The sequence below is a fragment of the Staphylococcus pseudoxylosus genome, assembly GCF_044794325.1.
GTDB classification, from domain to species: domain Bacteria; phylum Bacillota; class Bacilli; order Staphylococcales; family Staphylococcaceae; genus Staphylococcus; species Staphylococcus pseudoxylosus.
Map to the genome: position 1 here is coordinate 2,681,707 of NZ_CP085024.1, position 24,743 is coordinate 2,706,449.

A 24,743-nucleotide genomic window follows, 5' to 3' on the forward strand; every position below is an offset into this window, starting at 1 on the left:
TTATAGTTCTATTATTTCATAATTTCCGTGTCTTGTTGATGTTTTATGCCATTAAAAAAGAAATTCAAAACAATTGCTGAAATTGCACCTAGTACAATACCGTTTTGAGTTAACCATGCAAATTGTTCACCTAAGGCGTCAAACGCTTGAGGTACTGCACTTATACCCGTCCCTAGTCCTACAGATACAGCAATAACTAACAAATTATTTTGATTCTTAAAATTAATATTACCTAATATACTAACACCATATGCCATCACCATGCCAAACATAGCTATCATCGCTCCACCTAATACTGGTAAAGGGATCATGTTTGCTAATGCACCTAATTTAGGAATACACCCACAAATAACTAATAATATAACCATACCGTATATTACTTTATTCTTTTTCGCACCTGACAATGATACTAAACCTACATTTTGTGAATATGCAGTATAAGGGAATGCGTTAAAGATAGAGCCCAAGATGATAGCAATACCTTCTGCTGTATAACCTTTACGGAAATCTTTGCGTTCCAAACGTTTACCTGTTATTTCACTTAATGCATGATATACACCCGTTGATTCTATTAAACTTACTAATGCCACTATAAAGAATACAAGTGTCGCCCCGAAGTCAAAGCTGAAAGTTGAAAATCTAAACGGTTGCGGTAACGCAAACCAATGCGCAGTACCAATTTGATTTACATCTACGATTCCAAAGAATCCAGCTAGCACTGTCCCCACAATGAGTCCGATAAGTATAGCGATAGATTTCAAAAAACCTACAGTAAAACGCTGTACGAGTAAAATGACAACCAAAGTGATGACACCTAAGATGATATTTTTAGGGTCACCGTAGTCTTTAGCCCCTTCTCCTCCTGCCAAATAATTCATTGCAACTGGCATTAAGTTAATCCCGATAATGGTTACCACACTTCCAGTAACAACTGGAGGGAAGAACTTCACCAAATAAGAAAAGAATGGTGCAATGATTACAACTAGAATCCCCGACAAGAAGAGCGAACCATATAAGTCACCAATACCTTTAGTTTGACCAATTAAAATCATTGGTGCCACAGCAGTAAATGTACAGCCTAATACAATCGGCAAACCAATGCCTGTTCCTTTCCATACTTGCAAGAACGTCGCTACACCACACATAAATATGTCCACTGTAACTAGGAAAGCAATTTGTTCAGATGTGAAGTCTAAACTTGTTCCTACAATAATAGGTACGAGTATTGCCCCCGCATACATTGCTAATAAATGCTGTAAACTTAAAATGAAGGTTTTCATGCTTCTTCGCCAACGAAAGTAACTTTATTTCCACTTAGCGAAGCCACTTTGCATAATGATGAAACGGTTAAACCTGCTTGTTCCAAACGTTCTCTACCAGGTTGGAAACTTTTTTCTACTACAATACCTATCCCAACTGTTGTACCTTTGGCTTGTTGTACAATTTCATTTAAGCCTAACGATGCATCTCCATTGGCTAAAAAGTCATCTACGATAAGTACTTTATCATTTTCATCTAAAAACTCTTTAGACACAATCACTGTACTTGTCGTATTTTTAGTAAAAGAATGTATATCTGCCTGATAAACATCTTTTTTCAGTGTGCTCGGTTTTGCTTTTTTAGCGAATAGGCAAGGCACATCAAAGTGCATAGCTGCCATAATCGCCGGTGCAATACCAGACGCTTCAATTGTTAAAATTTTTGTGATGCCCTCATCCTTAAACTGCTCGTAAAAAGTTCGCCCTACATCATGCATCAATTTGGCATCGATTTGATGATTTAAAAAACCATCTACCTTTAAAATCTTTTCGTCAATGACGACACCATCTGCTTCGACTTTCTGCTTCAACAAATCCACTCGTAAAAAACCTCCTCATTTTGTGTACAAAAAAAACCCTAAACTAACTTAGTTTCAGGATCTATGAGTGAACGTGCAATACTATAGATAGCTATTATCCTAATTTCAAACGATGTCTAAAGAGGTAAGATTTTACATTCATTTCCCTATTAAATATGTAAAAAATATGTTTATAACATCGATTATGAGGAAACGGTTTAAAAAGTATAGTCCAATATGTACAACTTTTTAAATCATTTTTAATTGCTAAAGCATTGTATAGGTTTACCCATAGTCATGTCGTTAATGGCAACATGGTAGAAACTTCTAAAGCCGTATCCTTTAGATTATATGAGTTAGATAAATTATTAACTGATGATAGCAAATTTTGGTACATTTTTCAATATACTTATTGATTGTAAGCGCTTTTTAAAAGGTGCTTCAGCGTACTTTCTAAAATTAAGTAAACGCTACCAATTGCGTTAAAATGTTGTTTGCCAGGTGTAAAACTTCGTTATATAATTAAATTGTATTCGTTTCGTTATTTAAGTTACTGGGTAAACACATAATAATTAATAGAACAACGGATGGAGGAGCACAAAATGTCAGAATTCACTATTATTCAAAAAAGCGAAGAGTTAATTGATGCAGTCAAAAACAAGATTGCAGAGGGTTATCATGAGTCAGAAATTTCTGTTATCAGTAAATCAAAGCTTCATATCGACGAGTTGCATGATTCCGAAGTAAACTTAACAGCTACAAGCGGTTCTTTCAGTGATAAAATGGCGAAAATGTTAACTGGTGAAGACGGTGAAGAGGTTGTCTTAGCCTATTATAAATTGTCCGACGCTGAAATGGAACGCTATAAGAAAGAAATCTTAGACGGTCACTATCTTGTCGTTGCTACGAAGGATGAATCTTCACATGAAGAAGTAGAAAATGCAAATGCAGCTTATGAAAATGAAACAGTAGTTCAACATCATTATGCTGAAGAATCTAATGGACCAAAATCCTAAACTTAAAGTTCATAAATTTACAGTTTGGGCAATTAACATAATTCACTAATTACAAAATGACATATGCCAACATTGGCAGTTATCTAAAATGCACTTGTAATAAACATCACAAATGACTAATTTATATTTTGGGAGCGAACCAAGAAAATCAATTGTAAATTTTGATTTCTGTGTCGCTCCTTTTTTATTACCAAACAATACTTCCACCTATAAATTACATTACAAGTTTTGCTACTATGTTATAATGAACGCAATAATTTCGGGGGTGTACATATGAAATTTAAAATTATCACGTCAATTGATGATCCCTTCTTCAAATCAGCCATGAATTTGTATGATGCTAAATTTGATATCGGATTATCTGAATACGAACAAATATTCAAACAATCACTTAAAAACGAGCACACTAAAGATGATTATATTTTTTTAGTTGGCATCGAATCAGATACTGTCGTGAGTTTGGCAACTGCGCATTATGAGGCAACAACAAACTCAGCATTTTTAATCTACTTAATCGCCAATGACCAACCGAATCACGATGAACTCATTACTGAAACGCTTGCGCGTATCCAAAAAGAAATCAATATCCTATCAAACCAACTACATGAACACGACGTTAACTTTATTATGTTAGAAGTAGATAAAGAACCTGAAGAAATTTCTGAGGAAGACATACCTATCTTGGATAATAGACGCCAATTTCTATATCAACACGGATTCGAAAAACAATATGACATTAGTTATTTAGCACCAAATCTTGAAGGATATAGCGAAGGTAAACCTATGGATTTATTTATAAAATCTAATATTGAACTAACCAAAGATATTTATGGTCCTAGTATTAAATCAAACTATATCCTCAAATATGTCTTTGCCAACAGAATCTCTAGAAGTATTATTTATCCATTACTAGAGGAAATGGATTTACGTAAATCATAGGAACCGCCACTTGAAATCACTATTAAAACAGTTTAAACTAGCATAGAGGTAAGACTGACGTTTCACTAACCGAAGACAAACGTCCGTATACATAAATTTATTAATGAAAGGACTTATTTCTATGTTAACCAAAGAATTTGCACAACGTGTTGAGCTAAGTGAAAAACAAGTCCGTAAAATCGTTCAACATTTAGAAGAACGCGGTTACCAACTTAGTAAAACAGAATATCGTGGCCGTGAAGCTACAGATTTCCAAGAAGAGGATATTGAGTTATTCCAAGATATTGCTGAAAAGGTAAAACAGACAAATAGTTATGATTTAGCTTTTGAAGAATTAGAGAAAGAAAAGGACTTTTTACAAGTATTAGTTAAAGACGATAGTAGTCATTTACCTACAGACCAAAATGTTTCTAAACTTGTAGATGATTTACGTTCTGAAATTCAAAAAATGCGCGACGAACGTCATATGCTTGGACAAATGATTAACCAAGTCCATCAGCAACAGCAAGAATTACATGAAATGCAAAATCAAATCACTTCTAAATTGGATGCTAATACTGAATCATTGCAAGCCATCCAATCTTCTACTAATGAAATTAAATCAACTCAAAACGCTATTCAAGATTCACAAAAAGAGCAATCTGAATTAGCTAAATCAAATGTTGAAACTGCGCATATTGCCGCTTCACAATCTACAAATGCTCAGAAAGACGATACTTTAACCGAAACTTCAACTGAATCAGTAGATACAAAATCATCTACAGAATCTCAGACAGAAGCGAACAAAGAGGTTAACGATAAAGTCAAAAATGAATCATCAGACAATGTTGCTTCAGATAGCAAACCTGATGATACTATAGCAAAGGCGCATACTGACGAATCCGAAATCACACCAGTGAGCGAACAATCTACTTCTGATGCTAGTACTGGTAAAGTAGGACAACCAAACTCAACTGAAGCGAAGTCAGCTGATCAAGTTACAGATGCTACTACCGCTACTGATGAAGAAAATGAATTATCAACGTCAGCAACTGATGATACAACAATTAAAGATGAAATAACCGAAACAAGCACTCAAGATGCAACAACTACCAATACAACTTCTTACACATCAACTTCATCTGAAGAAGCGCCAAAAGAAGAACGTAAAGGTTTCTTTGCTCGTTTGTTTAATTTATAAAACTATCATTATTAACCTAAAAAGTACTATAATTAAAATTCAGTCACCACCGAAGACAACATCATTCATTATAAGAGCGAAAATATATAATCGTGTTTTAGGACTAGATTATATATTTTCGCTTGTTTTATATCTAAATCTTCCATAATTCATTTATAAAATCCTAAAGCACCCTCTCCTTATTAATATCGTAGCAGCTTTTATATAAACCCAAGTTTCATTATCAGAAAATAAAGACATTTTAATTCCGCAAATTTCTTGAGTAATTAACTTGAATATTATTGAGTTTGCTAATATCCTTAGTATACGTATCGGATTAAAAATTAATTAAGAAAGTGTAGGTCCTTTTTTATGTTATTGACTATTCTTAACATCATTATTTTTGTGGCCTTCCTCATCGGATTATATATAATGGCTAGAAAACACGTTTCATTTCCAAAACGTGTTTTCTCTGCTTTAGGTATCGGTATCTTTTTTGGTATCGCAGTACACTTAATCTATGGTGTGGACTCTAAAGTTACTAAACAAACTATGGATTGGTTTAGTATCGTTGGTGATGGCTACATTTCATTATTACAAATGATTGTAATGCCTTTAATATTCATTTCAATCGTTTCAGCATTCACGAAAATTAAAGTAGGAGATAAGTTTGCTAAGATTGGTGTTTATATCTTTGTATTTCTTATAGGTACCGTTGCAATATCTGCAATAATTGGTATTATCTCAGCACTTGTATTCGGTTTAGACGCTTCTTCTATTGATTTAGGTGGCGCCGAAAGTTCAAGAGGTAGCGAACTTGCGAGTCAAGCTAAAGATATGACAGCCAATACATTACCGCAACAAATTTTACAATTATTACCTAGTAATCCATTCTTAGATTTTACTGGTCAACGTACAACTTCTACAATCGCCGTAGTTATATTTGCAGCGTTTATAGGTTTTGCATTCTTACGTGTTATGCGTAAACAACCAGAGAGTGGCAACTTACTTAAACGTGGTATCGATGCATTATACAGCTTAGTTATGGCAATCGTAACGTTCGTATTACGCTTAACACCTTATGGTATTTTAGCGATTATGACTTCTACAATTGCTACAAGTGATTTTGCGGCAATTTGGACTTTAGGTAAGTTCGTAATTGCGTCTTATGCAGCCCTTATCGTAATGTATATTATTCATTTAATCATTATCTCAGGTATAGGTTTGAACCCAGTGACATTCGTCAAAAAAACTGGCGAAGTACTATTATTCGCCTTCACCTCTCGTTCTAGCGCTGGTTCATTACCCCTTAATGTTCAAACACAAAAAAATCGCCTAGGCGTGCCAGATGGAATTGCAAACTTTTCTGCATCCTTTGGTTTGTCAATTGGGCAAAATGGTTGTGCCGGTATCTATCCTGCTATGCTTGCAGTCATGGTAGCACCAGCTGCTGGCGTAGAAGTTAACTTACAATTTATATTAGCTGTAATTGGCGTAGTAATCATCAGTTCATTTGGTGTAGCTGGTGTTGGCGGCGGTGCTACATTCGCTTCTATCATTGTATTATCTACATTGAATTTACCAGTTGCACTAGCAGGTGTCTTAATCTCTGTCGAACCATTAATCGATATGGGTCGTACAGCATTGAATGTTAATGATTCTATGCTTGCTGGTACAGGTACAGCAAAACTAACAAACAACTTAGATCAAGATACTTATAACCAAAAAGAATATGCTGAAATTGCAAATTAATACCAAATGATTTGCTACTGCTCACTTCACATATTCGATCTATTTAAGAAACATTGAAAAAGGTAGGTATACACGCAATGTATACCTACCTTTTTTATTATGCTCAACTAAGATTATTTATTTCGCTTAAGCTCTATCATCAATTTTATATAATTAAATAGAAAAACAAGAATTAAACTTAAAGATAATGACTTTAACAGTAGGTTGACCCACGTACCCTCTGCTGTAAAGTAATGTGTCATTATGCTACATATAATAAACGCCAAAAATATAAGCCCCAATTTAAATAACATGTCTCCCACCTCTTTTAATATAGTTTAGTGGGAAACATGTATTTTTTCAATTTAATTTTTATTTATTAATAAGTTTACTTATTTTTAAACTAAAGACTATGAATTAACCGTTGATTGTCCAAAGATTTTTCTCTTAATAGCTTCTCCAGTAGGCGTACCTGCTAAACCGCCTATACCCGTTTCACGTAATGAAGCAGGTAAATTACGTCCTACTTTATCCATAGCTTCAATGACTTCATCAACAGGAATTTTGCTTTCAACTCCTGCTAATGCAAGATCAGCTGAAATCAATCCGTTTCCTGATCCTATGGCGTTTCTCATAACACAAGGAATTTCTACCAAACCAGCAACAGGATCACATACAAGCCCTAATAAATTGCTGATAGCTAGTGCCATTGCATGACCACTTGCTTGTGGTGAACCTCCAAATATCTCCACTGCTGCCGCTGCTGCAATCGCAGATGCTGAACCAACTTCAGCCTGACAACCTCCTATAGCACCTGCCACGCTAGCATTATTTGCAATTACCTTTCCACATAACGCCGCAGCAAATAGGAAATCAATCATTTGATCTGTAGTTAAATGATGTGATTTTTCTAACTTAAACAGAATTCCAGGTATAGTTCCCGAGGAGCCAGCCGTAGGAGTCGCACAGATAATACCCATTGCCGCATTAACCTCATTAGTAGCAATGGCCCCTTTTAATGCTTCGACCATTTCGTAACCAGACAATGCATGTTCTTGCTCATTATAAGTTGCTAATTTAACAGCGTCCTGTCCCGTATAACCTGTAACGCTTTTCACGCCTTCACCAGTTGTACCTTTTTCTACCGCTTCTCTCATAATATCTATATTTTGTTTCATAAGTGCTCTAACTTCATCTCTTGAAATGCCTTTTAATGACATTTCTTCACTAATCATAATTTCTGCAAAAGTTGTTTTATTTTCCACTGCATAATCAATGATTTCTTGCATCGAATTTAGCATATTGTCACTCCTCTAATGTATATATGAAAAGCTTAAAGCATCGTATCTTTCCCGTAATTCATCTATCGTTTCAATTGATAACTCTTTATTCAAATGCAACGCAAGTAAACATTTCCCTTCATTAATTGTCTTTATTTCTTCATTAATATCTATCTGACGTTCTATCAAATCATTAATGATATGGTTTATCATAGATATATTCGCAACGCCCTCTACTACTAAAATAGGTAAGCCATGATTCATTAATATACACGCACCATCAACGTGTATACTTTTTATTTTAATAGCACCCCCACCAATCGAAATACCATTAATTTCTACATGTCTACCACAACAATCTAATTTTACAAGCGCACAATTAGGGTGTTCTCCAAGGCTTGCTCCAGATTCTTCAATAATTTCCACTTCTATATCACGCTCTTTTGCAATTTCCGTGGATTGTTTAATGCGCTCATCAAAGGTCCCAAAACCTAAAGCACCTCCCGCTATAGCCAAATCTGTTCCATGTCCCTTATGCGTGGAAGCAAACGACTCGTAATAGTGAATCGTAATTTTTTGTGGCTCACGTTGCAACAAGGTGCGGGCAGCATTACCAATTTTAACTGCGCCTGCTGTATGAGAACTCGACGGACCCATCATGATCGGTCCAATAACATCAAATGCACTTTGATAATCTTGCTTTCTAGCCATCATTACATCTCCTTAATTAGCATGTTTTTTCATTCGCGGTAAATTGAAATTTAGACTTGTCATATTGAATTTATTTATCGTTTTACCTATAACTAGGCTTAAAAGAATACTTGTTATTGAAACAGTAACAATAGTGATCGTCGCACGAATTGGATCGTTAAAGCCGAATAGTACAATGGCTCCTGCAATCGGTGTCGCCATACCTGTCACATTTATGACTAATCCACTAAAAGTCACTATACATGCGTTAACAACACCAATAATTGCATTAGTTCCATATAATTGTAGTGGATATTTAGCTATAATATCTATTTGTGTCAATGGTTCAATAGCTACCGCAAAAGCTTTAGAGCTGTTACCAATTTTTAATTGTTTAAACATAATAAAGTTAACAAATGAACTTCCTGTACATGTCAATGCTCCTATCGCCATTGGTAAACCAGTAAGTCCTAATAAACTCGTCAACACCATTGAACTTAATGGCGTCATGCCAGTTACAGGTATAATTAAACCTAATATTGTTGCAAGGACGTATGGGTTATTATCACCCACAGCCGTAACTGCGCTACCTATTTGTTGTAACAGTGCAATAACACCAGGGCTCATCATACTAGCTAATAAGAAAGCCGTTGCTGGCGCAAACAAAATAACCGTAATTAAATCCAAACCTTCTGGTACTTTCTTCTCGATAAATTTAATTACAAAAGCAATCATGTAAGCTGCCAAAAACGCAGGTAAAAGTTTGAAATCATGTAATACCAGTCCAACAATTACTGCAAAAACTGGAGAAACTCCCAATTTCAAACATGTCAGAAAGCCTACAGCAACACCGCTTAAACCTCCTGCCAAATCTCCTATTTCTTGCAAAAATTTAATATCAAACACGCCACCAATCGCATAACTCAAAAATGCTTGTGGCAAAAACGTTGCACAGGCGGCTCCCGAAAGTGCCTGTAGCCCCTTTTTACCGTAAGGTGCAAAATTCAAAAACAAAGTCATTGCTAGTAAGACAATTAACAAAGTACCTACACCTAAAATAATATCCATTGCTCAAAACCTCTTCCTAAAATTTTTAATTGCATTTTTAAATATTTCACAATTCAATAATATTGCTTAGTGTAAGCACTTACAATATCTATAAATCGATTTTTCTGAACTTTTTGTGAATAAATTCACAAAAAGTGAATTAAATAAGTTTTTGCAATTTTGAACTTGCTGGATTGTAAGGTTAGGTTGAATCAGGATCAACACAATTCTCTTTACAAATAAAAAAAGCTTTTCAATCCCTCATATAACGATGATGAATTGAAAAGCTATTTTTAATTAATATACTGGTTTGAAAGGCCCCCATGTTATTCGGTGTTTACCGTCTAAAGGAATCGTATCAATTGATTTAGATACATCATCAAACCATTTTAAGAATGCGGGGTATTTATCTAACTTAGCCTCAGCGCTATCTAATGATACATCATGTAAATACCACGCTTTACTTTCGAATTCGTATTGAACTTGCGCATAGGCAAGCCGCGTCATATTAACACTATCATACAAACAGTTTACTTGTTTCGCTATAATGGGCGCTTGTGATACTAAACTTTGAGAAATAACCTTTTTATGATCTTCATTATCTAAGTCATTCCACATTCTCAACTGGCCGTCCATTTGGAAAAACATATCAATTGTAGGTTCTTTTTCATCAAAAGAAACCAAGATGAAGATACGTTCAGCAGTGTAATCTACAGAATTAATGGCACCGACAACGAGTTTTTGTGCCACCTTTGCCCAGTATTCTTGAGCCTCTTGAGGGGTGAGCTGACTTTTCGATGAATAAACATGCTTATCCTTATCATCTTGAACTTCCGGATCCTTCGACTGTTTTTTAAAAAGCTTATCGAACATGTTCAACTTCACTACCCCCTTTCCAGAGAATGAATGGCACATTAAATACGCCTAGAATACACAGGCTATTTCAAGGTGCATTATTTTCTTATAAATCCTGATTTATTTAACTGTTCTAACATATCTAACCTTTGTTTCGAACTCATAAAGTTTGCAATTTGATTAGACCATGTTTCTGAACGTTCTCCGTTTGTGCGAGCACTATAGTAATCACTAACTGTTTGGTCATAAGCTTTTAATTGTGCTCTTTGAGATTCTACATCATTATCGTATTGGTTTTGATGGAAAACATGTTCAATTGGTAAACGAGGTTTAGGACTACCATCCTCATCATCTTCTGGAATACCTAGTGCCATACCAAATAATGGGAATGTGTGTTCAGGCAAGTTTAATACTTCTCGTACACGTTCAACATCATTTCTTAAAGATCCTAAATAAACAATACCGTATCCCATATCTTCAGCTGTAGCAGCAATGTTCTGAGCTACTAATGTGGCGTCAATGGTACCGACAAGTAAGCCTTCTGCTGATTCAAATGACGTTTCCATGTCATGTTTTGATTCTTGGTTAACGATGGAATGTCTATAATAATCCATTACAAATACAAATAAATACCCATTTTCAACCACATAAGGTTGCCCTGATACTTCTTTTAAATCTTCTTTTACTTCTGGATCGTTGATACCAATAATTGAGTATGCTTGTAAGTAACTAGAGGTTGAAGCACTTTGTCCCGCTTCTATAAGTTGTTTGATATGCGATTCTGAAATAGGTTCTTTCTTAAATTTTCTAACTGAATGATGTTTCTTCAGTAGGTTATATACGTGTTCAGACATCTTTCCACTCCTCATTTCTGTAAATATATACCCATAGCATAACAAACACACATTTCCATTGCTTACATTCTGTTTACCCGATTTTCACGATAGTTAAAAGGTTTAAATGTAATTATCTTTAAGTTTCTATAAATACTTTGCTGATTACTATAAAATTTTAAAACATCACCAATAAATATCTTTTTTAAACGGTAATATAAACATTCACACCGAGGTATAATTTTAAACCTATATTGTACATAGATAATTATAGATACATGTTTCTCTTTTGTTTTTAGTGGAAAACAAACAATGAAAGTTTTATTTAAGGAGGGTTTCATTTGGTTAATAAAAAACAAAAGCAATTAAATGAAGTAGAAAAGCGCAATGACGATAAAGCGATGACTACAAATAACGGTGTTAAAGTAAGCGAAGACGAAAATACTTTAACGGTTGGTGAACGCGGCCCCAGTTTATTAGAAGACTTTCATTTTAGAGAAAAAATTATGCACTTCGACCACGAACGCATACCAGAACGTATCGTGCATGCTAGAGGTTTTGGCGCACATGGCGAATTCAAAGTATATGAAGATTTATCTAAATATACCTCAGCAGACTTTTTAACTAACCCTGATAAAACTACACCTGTCTTTGTTAGATTTTCAACTGTACAAGGCTCTAAAGGCTCACCAGATACGGTTAGAGATGTAAGAGGTTTTGCTACTAAATTCTATACAGACGAAGGTGTTTTTGACCTCGTTGGTAATGATATTCCTGTGTTCTTTATTCAAGACGCTATCAAATTCCCTGACCTTATCCACGCAGTAAAACCAGAACCCCACAACGAAATACCACAAGGTGGCTCAGCGCATGATACTTTTTACGATTTCTTCGCCCAAAATCCAGAATCCACACACACAACTGTATGGGCAATGAGTGACCGTGGTATCCCTAAGAATTTCAGACAAATTGAAGGCTTTGGTATCCATACATTTCGCCTCGTTAATAGCGAAGGAGATTCATATTTTGTAAAATTTCATTGGAAACCACTACAAGGCTTAGAATCTTTAGTTTGGGATGAAGCTCAAATGTTACACGGTAAAGATGTAGACTTTCATCGTAAAGACTTATATGAATCTATTGAAAAAGGCGATTATCCAGAATGGGAATTGGGCTTACAAATTATTCGTCCCGAACAAGAATTCGACTTTGATTTTGACATTTTAGACCCAACTAAAATTTGGCCAGAAGATCAAGTGCCCGTTAAAATAGTGGGCAAAATGACATTAAATCAAAATGTAACCAATGTTTTTGACGAAACGGAACAAGCCGCCTTCCACCCCGGCCATATTGTACCCGGTATTGACTTCTCAAACGATCCATTATTACAAGGTCGTCTATTCTCATACACTGATACTCAAATTTCTAGGTTAGGTGGTCCAAATTTTAATCAAATACCAATTAACCGTCCAGTTAATGAAGTCCACAATAATCAAAGAGATGCTATGCATCAAATGAATATCAATAAAGGACAAGTGGCTTATCATAAAAATGCACTCAATAACAACGACCCACATACAACACCTAAAAAAGAAGGTGGCTATGAACACTATCAAGAAAAGGTAGAAGGTCACAAAATCCAAAAACGTAGTGAAAGTTTTAAAGATTATTATAGTCAGGCTAAGCTATATTTAAATAGTTTGACGCAACCTGAATTTGACCACACTGTAGATGGCTTCTCTTTCGAAATAGGCATGTGTAATTCTGTTATGGTAAAACAAAACGCAGTGAATCAACTGAATAAAGTTGATCGCACATTAGCAGAGCGTGTTGCTGAAAATGTTGGTGTTGAAGTGCCTAATATAAACGAAGAAGTTAAATCAGATGCACAAGATAGTCAATTAACAATGGAAAAATTCGACATTCCATTAGCTGGTCATTCTGTCGCTGTAGTAGTAAATGGAGATATCAGTGCTGAAACATTGAAATCTTATGCCAAAACATTTACGGAAAACAAGTTAAACTATGCGTTTGTCGGACAACACCCTAAAGATATATCAGAGTCGTTTGGTATCACAGAAACATTTGATACTGCCCATCCGACATTATTTGATAGTCTGATAGTACTATCAGATGGTAGTGAAATACTCCCAGCTGCTGAAGAATTTGCAGAACTTACGTATAAACACAACAAGCCTATAGTTGTAAATGAGTCCGCAGCAAAAGGATTAACAAACGCTAAATTAAATTTTGAAGCACCTGGTATATTCGTTTCTGATGAACCACAAACTATCGTACAAGCATTCGACCGTAAAAGATATTGGAGTAGAAAATGATTAGAACATCCACTGTTGCCATATCAATTGATATAGTAACGGGGCAAGGTATTTCCGCATGCATCATTTGATAAGCACTCTATAATATAGGACGAGAAAGAAATCAGATTTTTACTAATTGATTTCTTCCTCGTCCTTTTTCATTAATAAATTAACATATTGGGTAAATATACATTAAATTATCAATGATTTTTAATATTTTTATCAATATTAGCTACAAAACCTTTGCTAATGTACTAATGCAACCTCCAGTTGCAACCATAGTAAACCATTTAGTGCGTGACATTATTAACCAATCGTTTTACTTTTTATTAAAAGGAGTGATTCACATGGAAATTGGTTCAAGAATTAAGGAGCAACGTGAACTCAAAAATTGGTCTCAAGACGAATTAGCAGAAATATTAAATATATCGCGCCAGAGCATATCTAAATGGGAATTAAACAAAGTTTATCCTAGTATTGATATGCTAATAAAAATGAGCGATTTATTTGATGTATCTTTAGATGAACTTATCAAAGGAGATAAAGACTTAAAAAAGACCATTATAGAAACATATCAGCAACCTGTTTCAACACAGTCTAACAATCATCCTATGAATGGGTGGGAATTCTTAGCACGCTATTGGTGGTTATTCTTCCCTGTTGCTGGCGTGCTCTGGTGGATGATTCAAACATTTATTTAATAACTATTTACGCCTCCGTTTATTAATCATTTAAAACAAAATAACTAAAATAAGAGAGAAGCAACAAAAGGCCATTTATTACCCTCTCTTATTTAATTAAAAAAGAATACATAACGATATAAGATTGTTATACTATGTTACAAATACATTAAACGAGGTGTAGGTAATGGTTAATCATGTGAAGTTGTTTATATCACCAAATAAAACAGTAGAACTTAAAGCTAATTTAACTACCATAATTACAGAAAACGAATTTCAAGATACTATTATCAACTCAAATCATGAACACAATAATTTTAAGACATACACGCTCATGGAACCTCTTCCAGAACGTATGACTGTTATAGAAGTCATTAAATTTTGGTGTAAGTGGTATGATGCCGATATAAATCAAGAAACTATATTGTATAAATTCAACCTCAACGTATCGAACCATAAAAAAATCAAAAAACTTACAATTTCAGAACTTAAACTGTTACACATTGTTAAACTGATGCTTATGCCCGAATCTAGAATCATCATTAAAGAACCTTTACAAAATATCACAATTGAAACAAAGCATACTATTATCAACTTGCTGAATGAGTTAAGTCATTCCAATACAATTATTACATTAACTAATCATACAGAAGAAGCCCTACTAGTTAGTAAGTATTGTTACCGTCTTAACAAAAATGCCTTTAAACCTGTTGAACTATCAAATGATGAATATGAAGATAATGCTCCACCACAAACAGAAACACAAAATCATTTAAGCCGCCAACAAATCAGACGTCTAACGGTAAAAACAAATGAAAAAGTAATGTTTCTAGACCCTATAGATATTGATTATTTAGAAGGACAAGATGGCAAAGTTATGATTCATGTTGGTAACGAACAATATATTCATGATACGACTTTACAAAACATAGAAAAACTTATAATTCCATATGGCTTTTATCGTTGCCATCGTTCATATATTATTAATTTGCAAAAAGTTAGCGAAATCATTTCGTGGTCTAAAAATAGTTACTCTATTCGATTAAACACTTCGAAAGATACACTTATCCCATTATCAAGACAAAAAGCAAGCGATATTGAACAGTTTTTCAACATTCATTGATAACATTTCACTGCTTTATAGATACAATTCATCTCCTTTTGACTGTGCCACAGACTTATTAGCGGTAAACTGTCATTAATTTCAAAAGGAGGTTTTTTCATGGATAATGTTATTGAAATGAAAAATATATCAAAAACATTCAAAAATAAATCGGCCATTCAAAACATGAATTTCAAAGTTAAAAAAGGTGAAATATTTGGTTTTCTTGGGCCAAGTGGTTCTGGTAAAACAACTACAATCAAGATGTTAACCGGTTCCTACCGGCAGTCTAAAGGTAGTCTAAACGTGCTAGGATATCAAAACGAAGCAATTGGCTCCAAGGGATTTATTGATAAAATAGGCATACTATCAGATCATAGTGTTGCATATGAACGCCAAAGTATTCATGGTAATTTGAAACTATTCGCAAAACTAAACCAAATTCCATTAAAAAAAGTAGATGAAGTTTTAGATTTTATCGGGTTAATCAAAGACAAGAAAACATTATTTAAAAATTTGTCAGCTGGTATGAAGCAACGTGTATTATTAGCAAAAGCTTTAATACATGAACCTGAATTGCTATTTTTGGATGAACCTACCGCTTCATTAGATCCTTTAACCATTCAGCGAATACACAAAGGGCTTAAAGAGCTAAACGAACGTGGTACTACAATATTTTTAACCACGCATAACATGCAAGAAGCTAACGACTTATGTCATCGTGTTGCTTTTATAGAATCTGGGGTACTTAAAGAAATGGATACTCCTGAAAACTTTAGGTTTAAACATTCAAACCATACAATTAAAGTTATACACAACAATAACCAATCTAAAACGTTACCAATGACGTACGAAGCTGCACAATACATTTCAGATACGCTTGAAACAAATGACTTAAAATACATCTCATCTGATTTACCTACATTAGGTGACGTATTTTTAAAAATCACAGGAAAGGAGCTTGTTTAATATGAGCATCACGCGTCTGTCTGCACTATTAGAAAAAGATTTCAAAGAAACTACACGTAATCCTTCTATCATTTTTATGCCACTGATTATATTATTACTTAGCTTCTTCTACAGATTTATAATGTCCGAAATAAATGACGTACCTTCTGCAGTAACTACTATGCAACTAATTATAATTAATATGTCATTTATATTGGTAGCCACTGCAACCATCATCAATATGTTTGCCGAAGAAAATGAAAAAGGAACATTAAAGGGGCTAATAGAATCTCCTGCATCAAAAGTAGAAATACTAATATCAAAAGTGATTATCATGACAATGCTAACTATAATTGCATCCATTTTAAGCTTAATCATTCTCGGTAACTCTATCGAATTTGCCTTTCAAACTTATATTGGTCTTGTGCTTATGTTAACTTTCTATCTTGCATTAGGACTAATATTTGGCCTATTGTCTAATAGCCCGGGCACCGCTACTTCGTTTATGATGATACCGTTCATACTTTTCGGCATGTCTTCTATTTTCGAAACAATGAGTGATACATTGAACCTAGGTTTCTTTGAACAATTGTTAAAATATTTACCTTTTGGACTTGTTTTGGGAATAGAAACAAATCACACATATTTAAACTTACTTTATTTAATAATTTGGTTAGTTATCAGTATTATTGCTTTAAAATTCGTTTATGATTACAAATTCCGTAAAAGATAAAATGTTCATAAATTTGTAATAATTCTATTTACCCCTATCAAATCAACACTAAATAAACATATAATCATTTAAAGTAGCCTTTCTTCTCATTTTCATTGTTTAGTTGAGAATAAAAAGGCTATTTTTAATCTATAGGCAGTTTTCCCAAAAATAAATACGCCAACTTCATAGGTGTAAATTTGCACCAACAAACTCAGTCACACGTTCGATTACAAGGCACCTGTCTACTATTCATCTTAACGAGCTTTCTTTGTTGACGAAAATAATGGGAAATGCAATAATAGTAAACGAAGATTAGAATTATTATAATTAAGAAATAATAATTTAACACCATAATTCTAATTAAAATTCAGTTCAAAAATAGGAGGATGTTTTTATGTCTTTAATAAATAAAGAAGTTTTACCATTCACAGCTAACGCATATGATCCACAAAAGGATGAGTTTTTAGAAGTATCAGAAGAAATTTTAAAAGGTTCTTGGAGTGTAGTTTGTTTCTACCCAGCAGACTTCTCATTCGTTTGCCCAACTGAATTAGAAGATTTACAAGGTCAATATGACAAATTACAAGAATTAGGTGTCAATGTATATTCAGTATCAACAGATACACACTTTGTACACAAAGCTTGGCACGATCACTCAGAAGCAATTAACAAAATTCAATATACAATGATTGGTGACCCATCTCAAACAATCACTCGTAACTTTGATGTATTAGACGAAGATTTAGGTCTTGCTCAACGTGGTACTTTCATCGTTGACCCTGACGGCATCGTACAAGCAGCTGAAGTAAACGCTGACGGTATCGGTCGTGACGCAAGCACATTAGTACACAAAATCAAAGCAGCACAATATGTACGTCAACACCCAGGCGAAGTTTGCCCAGCAAAATGGGAAGAAGGTTCAGAAACATTACAACCTGGTCTTGACTTAGTAGGTAAAATCTAAGGAGGCATTGATTTAAATGCTAAATGATCAGCTTAAATCACAATTACAACAATTACTTCAATTAATGGAAGGCGATGTTGTATTAAAAGCAAGTCTTGGTACTGATGACAAGTCTAACGAACTTAAAGAGTTATTAGATGAAGTCTCTGCAGCTTCTTCTCGCATTACTATAGAAGAATCTGACTTAAAACGCACACCAAGTTTCTCAGTAAATAGACCTGGAGAAGAAACCGGCATTACTTTTGCCGGTTTACCTATGGGTCACGAATTCAATTCACTTGTACTTGCATTATTACAAGTAAGTGGACGCGCGCCTAAAGAAGAACAAGCCGTGATAGATCAAATCAAAGCACTAGATCAACCACTACACTTCGAAACGTATATTAGTTTAACTTGTCAAAAATGTCCTGACGTTGTTCAAGCATTAAATTTAATGAGTTTATTAAATCCTAATATCACACATTCAATGATTGACGGCGCTATCTTTAGAGAAGAATCTGAAGATATCATGGCAGTACCAGCAGTTTTCTTAGATGGCGAAGAATTTGGTAATGGGCGTATGACAATTCAAGATATCCTTGCAAATTTAGGTAGCCAAGCAGACCCAGCAGAGTTCAATGATAAAGATCCATATGACGTGTTAATCGTTGGTGGCGGTCCTGCAAGTGGTAGTGCCGCTGTTTATACAGCTCGTAAAGGATTACGCACTGGTATTGTTGCCGATCGTATCGGCGGACAAGTGAATGATACTGCAACAATTGAAAATTTTGTCACTGTTAAAGAAACAGATGGTCCAAAATTTGCCTCAGCATTAGAAGATCATATAAAACAATATGACATTGATGTAATGACAGGCATTCGTGCTAATGAAATTGAAAAAACTGATAGTGGTATCGTTGTTTCTCTTGAAAATGGCGCAAAATTAACAAGTAAAACAGTTATCATTTCAACAGGTGCACGTTGGCGCAAGCTTGAAGTACCTGGCGAAGAGGCATTAATTAACAAAGGTGTTGCGTTCTGTCCACATTGTGACGGGCCTTTATTTGAAAATAAAAACGTAGCCGTAGTCGGTGGCGGTAATTCAGGTGTCGAAGCAGCAATTGATTTAGCAGGTATCGTTGAACACGTCACACTATTGGAACGTAATGCTAGCCTTAAAGCAGACAATGTTTTACAAGAACGTTTAAATAGCTTACCTAACGTAACTGTTATTAAAAATGCACAAACAACTGAAGTACTTGGTGAAAATGCTGTAACTGGTATTAAATACCAAGATAAATCTCTCGGTGAAGAACACACATTAGAACTTGAAGGTATTTTCGTCCAAATCGGACTATTACCAAATACTGAATGGCTTAATAATTATGTTGAACTAAATGAAGCGAATGAGATTATGATTGATCGTAAGAACGCTACAAGCATCCCTGGTATTTTTGCAGCTGGTGATGTTACTGACGATCGTAATAAACAAATCATTATCTCAATGGGCGCTGGTGCAAATGCTGCATTAAATGCCTTTGATTATATCATTAGACATTAATTATTCTGTCAAAATGATTTCATAGTGAGTGGCCAACGAAATCATTATAAAAAATATGATTGTCGTGCCACCCACTTACATATAATTAAGAACAACCTCCAAAGGGAGTGCGATGACGAAATTAAATTCATTAAAAAAGATTTCGTTATTCACAGGCAAAGATAACTAAGTTTATAAGGGATAAAAGCGTTTAGCTTAGCTAAAGCTCATGTATAAATCCTATCAACGAAATATAATCATTTAGGCTGGGACGATTAAAACTTATCCCAGCCTATTTATGCATGTATCCAGTTTTTCAAGGCCCCCCATTCGTCCTCCCCATATTTAAATATAAGTTTTATCTCAAACAAATCTATTACTTATACTTTTCCACCCATTCATCCTCACCTCTGTTCAGATTAATACAACCAAATTTTATTACAAACAACAAGGCACTATATACCACCTTCAATAACATTTTAAAGTTAAAATCCAATGAATATTTTAACTTTAATTATAATAAATTTATTGTTTTCTTATTTTGTTCAAAAGATTGTGCGTTTATTATTTAATCACTTATTCAAATCAATAGCTCTAAATGATACGCTTAAGTTATAATTTTTATAAAGCGCGTTTAAACATTCACTATATTGTTATACCCGTACGATTATTATTAAAGGAGCCATTAAAATTTATGAAAAAAAGTATATTACTATCGTTAGTGCTAGTGCTAACTGTTATACTCGCAGCATGTTCAAACGATAAACCTAAAGATGACAATAGTCATAGCGAGAGACATGCACCTAAAAATGTGAAGAAAATCACTGAAAAAGATATCTTTAACTCAGATAAAAAAGGTGAAACTTTAAGTGAAGCTGAAACAAATAAAGCTATCAAAAAATACTTAGATGTAAACTCTGACATTATTGATAATAAGTATCTGCTTCAATATAAAATAGATAAACAAATTGGTACAGATAAAAAAATTACTGATGAACAGGCTGAACGTTTATCTGATTTATCACATAATGCGGTTAAAAATGATGTAAGATTTAAGAAATTCGTAGAAGATAATAAACTCCCACAAGGTTATCAAGAAAATGTCGACCGTATTATCAAATATTTCACCGCTTTAAATACCACAATTAAAAATGCGGATGAAGATATAGAACAATTAGACTACCAACCACAGAATGAACTTAATGTTGTGGATGTATCTACTAAATACGCTGGAGATGTTAATGGGAAACAGCAAGATAAAATCAAAAAATTCCTAAAAGACAAAGGCATTGAATCTGACGCTGTAGATAAATAACCTGAACGTTTCTTAATCGATTGAAATCAAAAGCATGTAATTATAGGATTATTCTATTAAATTACAATATGATTACAAGACAATTGTTCTTGATAACAAAGGCTTGAACGTCATTTTTACGTATAACACTCAATTGACCTGACTTATTTCTGTAAAAAACCTTACTTAATTGTAAGGTTTTTTAACATAAAATCCCTTTTTTTCTCAAAGTAACATTTGTTAAGATTAATTTAAGTTAATAAACAAATGAATAGAAGCACAGCCACTCAGTAATAATTCTAAGGAGGCACACCTTTATGGTTTTAACTATTTTAATAGGTGCAATGGCTGCTATCTTCATAGCTTTTAATCTCTTTGAGAAGAAAGAAAAACATGGTGTTGTTTCATTTAAAACAATCGCCCTTAGTGTAACTTACGTTATACTTGCCGTTATTGTCGGCAGTTTTTTAGACAATATCAATACAATATTCCAAGGATTTCATGATAGCTTAACAGCAGCTAAAAGATATTAACCTGAACCGACAAAGTCGTAGTTCAGGTTTTTTGTTTGTGTTTATTTTTCTAACTCGTAGGGTACACAATTTTCAATTTTACGCTCAATCACCGTTGCTTGCGTATCATATCTTAGATAGACAAAGCAGCAACGAAGCACGACCTGATGTGCAACAATTACAATAGTTTCTAAACTATTATCTACTTCATGTTCAAAAAATTGCGTTACACGTTGCAATACGTCTGCATAACTCTCCCCACCTGGTGCTTTTTGGCTAAAGCTATGACGAAACGATAAATAATCCTCATCATTAAAATAACGTTCATATTCAGGTTTTTGTTCAATTTTGTCCACCATTTCCCCTTCAAACTCACCAAGTGAACGTTCTCTTAACGAAGAGGTCACAGTTGCAGGAATAGCGTTATCGAATATCGCATTATACGTCTGCCTAGTACGCAGTAAATCTGATAGATACACATGATCTATGTCCTTTTTATTAAAATAACTTTGCAGTAACTGTGCAGAGCGTGTTCCCTTCTCCGTTAACGGTACATCTAATTGCCCACAAAAGTAATTTTTACCTTCTTTTTTATCATAATTTGATTGTGATTCACCGTGGCGTACTAAATATATTTTCATATGTCTTCCTCTTCTCTTTTATAAACATTGTTCCACAATTGTACCTAACAAAAATGTAATATTAAATATCTCCACTATATTTATATCTAAATTATTGTTACTATCCTATCTGAGGTGATATAAATGAACGAACAAGTTACACAAAACAATACACAAAGCGAGCGCATACTTGCATCTATTAGCTATTTCAGTATATTTTTCGCACCTATTATTGTACCCATAATAATCTGGATTTTTGCTGACAAACCAACTTCTATACATGCAGCAAAATCGCTGATTTATCATATTATAACTTACATCGGACCTATCTTTTTAATCATTAGTGCCGCTATGGGTGGTATTGTGATTGATTCACAGAATACAACTGTTAGTTTAGTAGCGCTCGCATTAAGTATACTACTATTTGCAATTACTATTTGGTATACGATTAAAAATATTTACCGTGGCATTAAAGTGCTCATTTCAGATTCAACACTTTATAATCCTTAATCCTATATTTAATTGCTATTGGTCTAAAACCCATTTTGAATTGTACATTTTCTTATCAAGTTGTAATTAAAATATGACAAAGTTCAAAACAATTTAAAATATTGTATACTTAGACAGTAATATCTTTTATGCTTAAAGTTAAAGGAGACTGAGAATATGAGTAAAAAATTAACAATATCTTTAATTAGTATTTTAGTTATTATTGGTTTAGCTTTCACGATATTCATGATATTTTCTGGTCAAAAAGATACTTATTATGGCTATATGTCTGAAAGTACAACTGCAGAAAAAGTTGTTAGCGAAAAAGATGGCATCGTAACGAAAAATGTCAAACTTGAACATGACGATGATTTCAAACCTAAAAAAGGTGATTTTGTAAAGTTAGTATCTAAAGATGATGGTAAATCATTCTACAAAAAAGAAGTAGTAAAACATGATGATATCCCTCACGGATTAATGATGAAAATTCATGAAATGGATATGAATCACTAATTTTATAATGACGCATGTTTCAAACATAACAGTCCTAATTAAAACGGGGTGTAACACAAGATCAAATTAACTAATTTGATTCTGTGTCACACCCCTTAACTATGCCTTTATTTCTTCTGTTTATTTCTTCGATCTTTATAATATAATAAAGCTTCAATAATAAATACGACAATCAATGAGAAACCAAATAACGGCATCAAGATACCAAGTACAATAAGTACGATAGCCAATGGAATTGACATTGGTTTTTTAACTCTTGGTGGTACCTTTACGTTACTATCTTTCATTTTTTTTATCCATGATGTTAATCCTAATCCAACTGCTGTTAGTAAAGCAATACATACAAGTAAATTAATAACTTTATTAGCTACACCAAAGAGATGACCTTCGTGTAATGGTATGCCCCACGTAAACCATTTTCCGATAATGCCATATTCTTCATACTTCACTTTCCCTAAATCTTTTCCATTATATTGATCTAAATATAACGTTTGCTCGTCATATGGCGAAACATCTAACCCAGTGACACCTGTATTACTACCCTTAGAAACTGTAAAAGCTGCTGATTCATTAGATGGATAAACAATAGAATATGGTTTATCTATGCCGTTCTTTTTGGCTTCAGTAGCTACTTTATCAATCGAAATTTGATTTTTAATATCTGTCCTCGGCATTTCGCCACCACCGTGGTGAGCAGCATGGCTTTCTGAAGCAGGTTGTTTATTTTCACGCGTTGCCCAAGGAATTTCATTCACATCCGATTTTGGAGGATTAATAGCTAATTCTGATTGTCCCAATTCTCCAGAATTGTCCATCACATTTGCAATCTTAGCCCCCATATAGCCTGACCAAGGTAAACCAGTCAGCACTAATACAAATACTGGTATTGCTATAACCACACCTAAAATACCATGCCATTTTTGGAATCTTAGTTTTTTATTTTTATTTGATATTAGTTTTTTCTTAATAAGCATATATGTCCCTGAAAGAATCATAAAAATTGTCCAACATGCAGTTAATTCTACAAGATAATTTATAAATGTATTTTCGGTGAATAATGAACTATGTATATTTCTTACAACATTTGCGTATGTATGTTTAGCATTTTGATCTGCTACTATTTGATTATTTTGATCTAAAAATACATAACGCTGATTACCTGCCATGTCATCCAATGTAATACGATTATTATATGGCTCATCCATCATACTTACTTTACTGATATAAAATCCATCAAACTTATCTTCTACTTCATCTACAGCTTCATTCAATGTTTGATGGGTTTTGATGGAACTATCTCCGAAAAACTCTGTTTTATATATATTATTTTCTACTTCCTGAAAAAAGAGATAACCAATGCCCGAAATGGTTAATGTAATTAATAATGGTGTTATAAATAATGCAGCATAAAAATGTAATCTTTGTAACGGATTAAATATATTTTTCAAAATTCTTCCCCCTTCTCCCTTAACATTATAAATAAACAACAAAATTATTATGTAGATAATTTGTGAATATTTTATAAAAAATTGCATTTAATCAGTTAATCTCTTTTAAAGTTAATTGCATTTTTCTAATACCTTATGTTCTGTATTATATCGACTTTCAAATCATTAAAAAAGGAACGGAATTGAAAACAAATTTTGCAACTTGATTTCACATTTCCGTTCCTATTTTGCATG

25 protein-coding genes and 1 riboswitch are annotated in these 24,743 nt (G+C 33.8%); of the genes, 15 read left to right on the forward strand and 10 right to left on the reverse strand.

Going from position 1 to position 24,743, the window contains the following annotated elements:
• Positions 1-11: 11 nt before the first annotated feature.
• The gene (gene pbuX, locus LG295_RS12870) at positions 12-1,280 is read right to left on the reverse strand and encodes a xanthine permease PbuX (protein WP_325999195.1); all 1,269 of its coding nucleotides are present in this window, start codon (positions 1,278-1,280) and stop codon (positions 12-14) included.
• The gene (gene xpt, locus LG295_RS12875) at positions 1,277-1,858 is read right to left on the reverse strand and encodes a xanthine phosphoribosyltransferase (protein ID WP_017723344.1); all 582 of its coding nucleotides are present in this window, start codon (positions 1,856-1,858) and stop codon (positions 1,277-1,279) included. The genes pbuX and xpt overlap by 4 nt, the downstream gene beginning before the upstream one ends.
• A 251-nt stretch (positions 1,859-2,109) precedes the next feature.
• A riboswitch (purine riboswitch) is annotated at positions 2,110-2,212 on the reverse strand.
• A gap of 227 nt (positions 2,213-2,439) precedes the next feature.
• Here xpt and LG295_RS12880 point away from each other — a divergent pair.
• From LG295_RS12880 to LG295_RS12895, 4 genes are all read left to right on the forward strand, one after another.
• Positions 2,440-2,853 carry a general stress protein gene (locus tag LG295_RS12880; RefSeq protein WP_107530735.1) on the forward strand — a complete coding sequence of 138 codons (414 nt, stop codon included), beginning with the start codon at positions 2,440-2,442 and terminating at the stop codon, positions 2,851-2,853.
• 273 nt (positions 2,854-3,126) lie between these two features.
• Positions 3,127-3,792 carry a hypothetical protein gene (locus LG295_RS12885; RefSeq protein WP_107530736.1) on the forward strand — a complete coding sequence of 222 codons (666 nt, stop codon included), beginning with the start codon at positions 3,127-3,129 and terminating at the stop codon, positions 3,790-3,792.
• Positions 3,793-3,913: 121 nt separating this feature from the next.
• A complete protein-coding gene (locus LG295_RS12890) occupies positions 3,914-4,972 on the forward strand; it encodes a hypothetical protein (protein ID WP_107530737.1) in 1,059 nt (352 codons plus the stop codon).
• A gap of 351 nt (positions 4,973-5,323) precedes the next feature.
• Entirely contained in the window at positions 5,324-6,703 is a 1,380-nt protein-coding gene (locus tag LG295_RS12895) for an L-cystine transporter (RefSeq protein ID WP_107530738.1), read from the forward strand.
• Between the two features lie 113 nt (positions 6,704-6,816).
• Here the strand turns inward: LG295_RS12895 and LG295_RS12900 are convergent, their stop codons facing one another.
• The 6 genes from LG295_RS12900 to nfsA all read right to left on the reverse strand — a co-directional run bounded on the left by LG295_RS12900 (position 6,817) and on the right by nfsA (position 11,408).
• Positions 6,817-6,996 carry a hypothetical protein gene (locus LG295_RS12900; RefSeq protein WP_107530739.1) on the reverse strand — a complete coding sequence of 60 codons (180 nt, stop codon included), beginning with the start codon at positions 6,994-6,996 and terminating at the stop codon, positions 6,817-6,819.
• 96 nt (positions 6,997-7,092) lie between these two features.
• The gene (sdaAA, locus tag LG295_RS12905) at positions 7,093-7,983 is read right to left on the reverse strand and encodes an L-serine ammonia-lyase, iron-sulfur-dependent, subunit alpha (protein WP_325999197.1); all 891 of its coding nucleotides are present in this window, start codon (positions 7,981-7,983) and stop codon (positions 7,093-7,095) included.
• A gap of 12 nt (positions 7,984-7,995) precedes the next feature.
• Positions 7,996-8,673, reverse strand: a complete 678-nt coding sequence (gene sdaAB, locus LG295_RS12910) for an L-serine ammonia-lyase, iron-sulfur-dependent subunit beta (protein WP_107530741.1) — start codon at positions 8,671-8,673, stop codon at positions 7,996-7,998.
• Positions 8,674-8,685: 12 nt separating this feature from the next.
• Positions 8,686-9,720: a PTS sugar transporter subunit IIC gene (locus tag LG295_RS12915; protein WP_107557779.1), complete on the reverse strand. Its 1,035-nt coding sequence runs from the start codon at positions 9,718-9,720 to the stop codon at positions 8,686-8,688.
• A 276-nt stretch (positions 9,721-9,996) separates the two neighbouring features.
• Complete coding sequence (locus tag LG295_RS12920; RefSeq protein WP_107530762.1) at positions 9,997-10,572, reverse strand: hypothetical protein; 576 nt, start codon at positions 10,570-10,572, stop codon at positions 9,997-9,999.
• A gap of 80 nt (positions 10,573-10,652) precedes the next feature.
• Positions 10,653-11,408, reverse strand: a complete 756-nt coding sequence (nfsA, locus tag LG295_RS12925) for an oxygen-insensitive NADPH nitroreductase (protein ID WP_107530743.1) — start codon at positions 11,406-11,408, stop codon at positions 10,653-10,655.
• A gap of 320 nt (positions 11,409-11,728) precedes the next feature.
• On the opposite strand from nfsA, the gene LG295_RS12930 reads away from it, so the two are divergent.
• The 9 genes from LG295_RS12930 to LG295_RS12970 all read left to right on the forward strand — a co-directional run bounded on the left by LG295_RS12930 (position 11,729) and on the right by LG295_RS12970 (position 21,460).
• A complete protein-coding gene (locus tag LG295_RS12930; RefSeq protein ID WP_107557780.1) occupies positions 11,729-13,723 on the forward strand; it encodes a catalase in 1,995 nt (664 codons plus the stop codon).
• Positions 13,724-14,052: 329 nt separating this feature from the next.
• Entirely contained in the window at positions 14,053-14,406 is a 354-nt protein-coding gene (locus LG295_RS12935; protein ID WP_107530745.1) for a helix-turn-helix domain-containing protein, read from the forward strand.
• A gap of 166 nt (positions 14,407-14,572) precedes the next feature.
• A complete protein-coding gene (locus tag LG295_RS12940; protein WP_107530746.1) occupies positions 14,573-15,508 on the forward strand; it encodes a LytTR family DNA-binding domain-containing protein in 936 nt (311 codons plus the stop codon).
• A 99-nt stretch (positions 15,509-15,607) separates the two neighbouring features.
• Positions 15,608-16,456, forward strand: a complete 849-nt coding sequence (locus tag LG295_RS12945) for an ABC transporter ATP-binding protein (protein ID WP_107530747.1) — start codon at positions 15,608-15,610, stop codon at positions 16,454-16,456.
• Position 16,457: 1 nt separating this feature from the next.
• Entirely contained in the window at positions 16,458-17,168 is a 711-nt protein-coding gene (locus LG295_RS12950) for an ABC transporter permease (protein ID WP_107530748.1), read from the forward strand.
• A 376-nt stretch (positions 17,169-17,544) separates the two neighbouring features.
• Positions 17,545-18,114, forward strand: a complete 570-nt coding sequence (ahpC, locus tag LG295_RS12955; RefSeq protein WP_017723357.1) for an alkyl hydroperoxide reductase subunit C — start codon at positions 17,545-17,547, stop codon at positions 18,112-18,114.
• 16 nt (positions 18,115-18,130) lie between these two features.
• Complete coding sequence (gene ahpF, locus LG295_RS12960) at positions 18,131-19,654, forward strand: alkyl hydroperoxide reductase subunit F (protein ID WP_107530749.1); 1,524 nt, start codon at positions 18,131-18,133, stop codon at positions 19,652-19,654.
• 673 nt (positions 19,655-20,327) lie between these two features.
• Positions 20,328-20,948, forward strand: a complete 621-nt coding sequence (locus LG295_RS12965; protein WP_107530750.1) for an NDxxF motif lipoprotein — start codon at positions 20,328-20,330, stop codon at positions 20,946-20,948.
• Positions 20,949-21,244: 296 nt separating this feature from the next.
• Positions 21,245-21,460: a hypothetical protein gene (locus LG295_RS12970; RefSeq protein WP_318832433.1), complete on the forward strand. Its 216-nt coding sequence runs from the start codon at positions 21,245-21,247 to the stop codon at positions 21,458-21,460.
• A gap of 41 nt (positions 21,461-21,501) precedes the next feature.
• Here LG295_RS12970 and LG295_RS12975 read toward each other — a convergent pair whose 3' ends face one another.
• Positions 21,502-22,080 (reverse strand): histidine phosphatase family protein, encoded by a 579-nt coding sequence (locus LG295_RS12975; protein WP_107530752.1) that lies wholly within the window; start codon positions 22,078-22,080, stop codon positions 21,502-21,504.
• A gap of 123 nt (positions 22,081-22,203) precedes the next feature.
• Here LG295_RS12975 and LG295_RS12980 point away from each other — a divergent pair, with 123 nt between their 5' ends.
• Together LG295_RS12980 and LG295_RS12985 are read left to right on the forward strand one after the other, a co-directional pair.
• Entirely contained in the window at positions 22,204-22,569 is a 366-nt protein-coding gene (locus LG295_RS12980) for a DUF4870 domain-containing protein (protein WP_107530753.1), read from the forward strand.
• 156 nt (positions 22,570-22,725) lie between these two features.
• Entirely contained in the window at positions 22,726-23,061 is a 336-nt protein-coding gene (locus tag LG295_RS12985) for a DUF4889 domain-containing protein (RefSeq protein ID WP_107530754.1), read from the forward strand.
• Between the two features lie 107 nt (positions 23,062-23,168).
• On the opposite strand, the gene LG295_RS12990 is transcribed toward LG295_RS12985, so the two are convergent.
• Positions 23,169-24,509, reverse strand: coding sequence for a PepSY domain-containing protein (locus LG295_RS12990; RefSeq protein ID WP_107557783.1), 1,341 nt, complete (start codon positions 24,507-24,509; stop codon positions 23,169-23,171).
• Positions 24,510-24,743: the final 234 nt, after the last annotated feature.